We start from the raw sequence: 661 nt of genomic DNA on the forward strand, positions 1-661 counted from the left end.
TCTGCGGCCGATCTCGGCTGAGCAGTTGCAGGCGGCCCAGGCCAGTCGATATGACTCGCTGTTCCAGCTGGACTGGCAGCCGGTGGCCACGTTGGCTCCGGCTATTGCCGGGGGTTCGTGGGCGGTCGTGGGGCCGGATCCGGGGCTGGGTGATGCGGTGGTCCGCGCGGGCGGATCGTACGCCCGCCATGCGGATGTGCCCGCGTTGATCAGCGCGCTCGATGAGGGCGAGGCGGTGCCCGAAACCGTGGTCCTGTCCTGCCCGACGAGCACTGGCGAGGGCTTGGCCGCTCGGGCGCGGGAGTCGCTGTCCGCTGTGCTGTCTTGGGTGCAGCGGTGGCTGGGTGAGGAGCGGTTGGCTGCTTCCCGTCTGGTGGTGGTCACTTGTGGTGCGGTTGCCACGGAGGCGGGGGAGGATGTGGCCGATCTGGTGCAGGCTCCGGTGTGGGGTTTGTTGCGGTCGGTGCAGACCGAGAATCCCGGCCGGTTCCTCCTCCTGGACCACGACGACGAGATCAGTTCTGATACAGCGGACGTGGTGGTGCGGGTACTCGCCGGTGGTGAGGAGCCGCAGCTGGCGGTCCGGGGCGGGACTGTCCTGGTCCCGCGCTTGTCCCGTGTGGCCAAGCCCGCGACTCCCCAAGCGTCTACGCCACTGGTC

The 661-nt window shown here is 69.3% G+C and carries 1 protein-coding gene; it reads left to right on the forward strand.

Annotation, left to right across the window (positions count from 1 at the left end; all coding sequences use genetic code 11):
• Window positions 1-25: 25 nt before the first annotated feature.
• On the forward strand, window positions 26-661 hold a 636-nt coding region (locus JK364_RS54545), incomplete at its 3' end, for a SpnB-like Rossmann fold domain-containing protein (protein WP_504943148.1).

Source organism: Streptomyces endocoffeicus (assembly GCF_016741935.1).
Classification (GTDB): Bacteria; Actinomycetota; Actinomycetes; order Streptomycetales; family Streptomycetaceae; genus Streptomyces; species Streptomyces endocoffeicus.